2 protein-coding genes and 1 pseudogene are annotated in these 2,683 nt (G+C 64.4%); 2 read left to right on the top strand and 1 reads right to left on the bottom strand.

The window, feature by feature from the left end:
- Both ligD and AC1DY5_RS50560 read left to right on the top strand, forming a co-directional pair.
- The coding region (gene ligD, locus AC1DY5_RS50565; protein WP_478121838.1) for a non-homologous end-joining DNA ligase LigD at positions 1–1,043 on the top strand (1,043 nt) is incomplete at its 5' end.
- On the top strand, positions 1,044–1,733 hold the full coding sequence (locus AC1DY5_RS50560) for a PIG-L deacetylase family protein (protein ID WP_478121837.1): 690 nt from the start codon (positions 1,044–1,046) through the stop codon (positions 1,731–1,733).
- A 47-nt stretch (positions 1,734–1,780) separates the two neighbouring features.
- Here the strand turns inward: AC1DY5_RS50560 and AC1DY5_RS50555 are convergent.
- Positions 1,781–2,683 (bottom strand): annotated as a pseudogene (locus AC1DY5_RS50555) (flavodoxin family protein); the annotation flags it as partial.

Below are 2,683 nucleotides of genomic sequence, written 5' to 3'. Positions count from 1 at the left end.
ACGAGACCGTCAAGGGGTTCTCGCAAGCCGTGGTGCAACGTCTGGCTCGCACGATCCCGGCGCGCTTCGTGGCGAAGAGCGGGCCGTCAAACCGCATTGGCAAGCTGTTCGTCGATTTCCTGCGCAACGGGCATGGCGCAACCACGGCGTCGGCGTTCTCGGCTCGCGCGCGGCCCGGCCTGGGTGTCTCGATGCCTGTCGCCTGGGAGGATCTGACCAAGCTCAAGAGCGGTACGCAGTGGACGATCGCGACGGCTCGCGAGCACCTGTCTTTTCAATCGACGGATCCGTGGAGCGGCTACTGGGCAAGCCGTCAGCCGCTGGCGGCCGCAATGAAGATGATCGGCCGTGATGCCCCCGCGCATTTGGCGTGGGTTTCGCTCGGCCAGAGGTCGATTCTCCGCGGGCAGCAATCAAATGGCCTCGGCGTGCGCGAAGCTTCCTGCGGCAGCGCTTACCTAGAACGGGGCGCCTCGCAGCAGGCTCGCCTTGCCGTTGAAAACGAGTTCGCAACGATTCTTGAAGTCGAGGATTCTGGTCTTCCTGCCGGCGGCGAGGTTCACCAAATAGAACACCGCTTCTTTCCGATTCAACCAGGTTGTGGCGACCAACTTCGGCGGCGTGCATTCCTCATCGATGGCTACATAGCGGCCGGCAGCATGACGGCTGAACCCGACCGGAACCTCGATGCCGGCTTCCTCGCAATAGGCCTTGATCTTGACTTTGTACCTTTCAAACATCGCGAGTCCCTCGACTGTTGTGTCACTCGGTGTTATTTGTCTGAAGCCGGACGGATGTCGGCGAAAACGCTCTTCGCAAGCAGGAGCAGTGGCGGTGGCAAGACCGTCGCCGACCATGTAGGACCATCGGCAGAGCGGACAGTCGCTGTCGCCTACCGCACGGTGCGCTGCCGACCTGCGGCACCATGGCCGCGTCAGCGACATGCTTCCGACTCTCGGGGACGGAGGTGTCTGTATGGAAGCGGCGAAGTCGGCAGATCGGAGCATTCGGCGGGATGGAACGTCCGAGGAATCTCGGCATGAATGGCCCGGCCTTGCGAAACTCCCATGGATCGACGCAGATGCGCTGGTGCCTGCGGGGACGCGGGCCGTCGTGGTGGCGCCGATCCGGATGACGAGGTCCTGATGGTGGGTGGACTCCTGGCGCAACTGGCGCGCAAGGGAATCCCTGTTCGCGTCATCGCGGTCACGGACGGAGCCGCCAGTCATCGTGGTTCGTCCACATGGACGGCCAAGCGCCTGAGGTACATACGCCACCGCGAAAGTCGTGCGGCGCTGCGTTGCCTGGGTATCGTGGAGCCGCCGCTGCGCCTCAAGCTGGCCGATGGCGAAGTGGCCAGGCAACACATGCGTCTGGCCGAACGGCTTTGCGGACTCATCGACCACCGCGACTTCGTGTTCACCACCTGGCGATGCGATGGACACCCGGATCACGAAGCCACGGCGCAGGCGTGCGCGAGTGCGGCGCTGCGTCAAAGCGCGCGCATTGTCGAAGTGCCTTTGTGGGCGGGCCTGGAACTGGGCCGAACCGGGGGGACAAGCGATTGCCATGGCGAAGAGCGTGCCGCCTTCCGCTCGACAACGACGCGAAGCGGCGCAAGTGCTTTGCGGTTCAGACCTATGCGAGTCAGCTGCAGCCGGATAGCTCGATGGGCGCGGATCCGATCCTGGATACCGAAATGTTGCGGCGCGTGGAGCGGGCGTTCGAGCTGATGCTCGCGTCGACTAGCGCTTGACACGGAGGGGCCTCTTCTGAAGGCCTATTTTGGCCGCGGCCGCCGGAGGGCCCGGTGAGGCGTCTTCAATTTGCCTGCACGCAGCCGGACGACCGCATCCGCGACCGCCCCGCGCCACGTTGCGCACCTCCTCCTGGAACGCCTTGTCGGCGTCGAGGGCGTCGTGGCTGGTGGCATAGGGCTGGTAGTAGCCGATATAGCGATTCAGCTTGGCCTGCTCGCCGGCGTCGATCAGGCCCATCCAGTCGAGCCAGTCGCTGAGGTTGCGACGCAGGTCTTCGACGCCCGCCACGTCGCCATGCACGACCAGCCCGTAGGCACGGCCGGCCAGGTGCTTGGGATACTCCAACCCTTCATCTCGAGAGCCTTGGCCTCCTCTGGATGCGTGCCATGGGTACTGGTCGGGTCGGGTTTGCCGCCATCGGCGCACACCAGGCGATCGGCCATGAGTTTGAGCGGGCTGGTGGACTGGTACCAATGAGTAGGCGTGAACAGGATGACACCAGCCCCGCGACCCATCGCTCGTAGATCTCGTTCATCCAGTCGCCGACCTGGTTCAACGAATGGGTTGGGATAGCAGCTGAAGGGCCAGTGGCAGAGCGGCATGGCGGTCGAGACGCAGGCCTTGCAGGGGTGAATCCGGCGGCCATACTTGGAACTCAGCAGGCTCAGGTTGAGGACGTCGCATTCGATCCCGACCACCTCCAGCTGGGTACGCGCCCACTGCACCATGCGGTGGGTCTTCGAGATCTCGCCCGGACAGGTGCCATCGTTGCGCGGCGAGCCGTTGACCAGCATATCGACCGCTTGCCCCACGCAGCCTGAGCCATTCGCAGTCGCGAACGTGAATCCAGACCTCGTATTCGGGATCGGCGAATCCCTTGCCAGCGCGGCGGGTGCGCGGCGCCTGCGGCCGTCCTTGTAGGC

This window comes from Variovorax sp. P4_D9, assembly GCF_056401695.1.
The sequence above is the reverse complement of the archived record's forward strand: the minus strand, read 5'-3'. Positions and strand labels throughout refer to the sequence as shown.

Bases quoted from the DNA above. Each gene is read 5' to 3' on its own strand.
- AC1DY5_RS50560 (WP_478121837.1), top strand. From the start codon at position 1,044: ATGGCCCGGCCTTGCGAAACTCCCATGGATCGACGCAGATGCGCTGGT.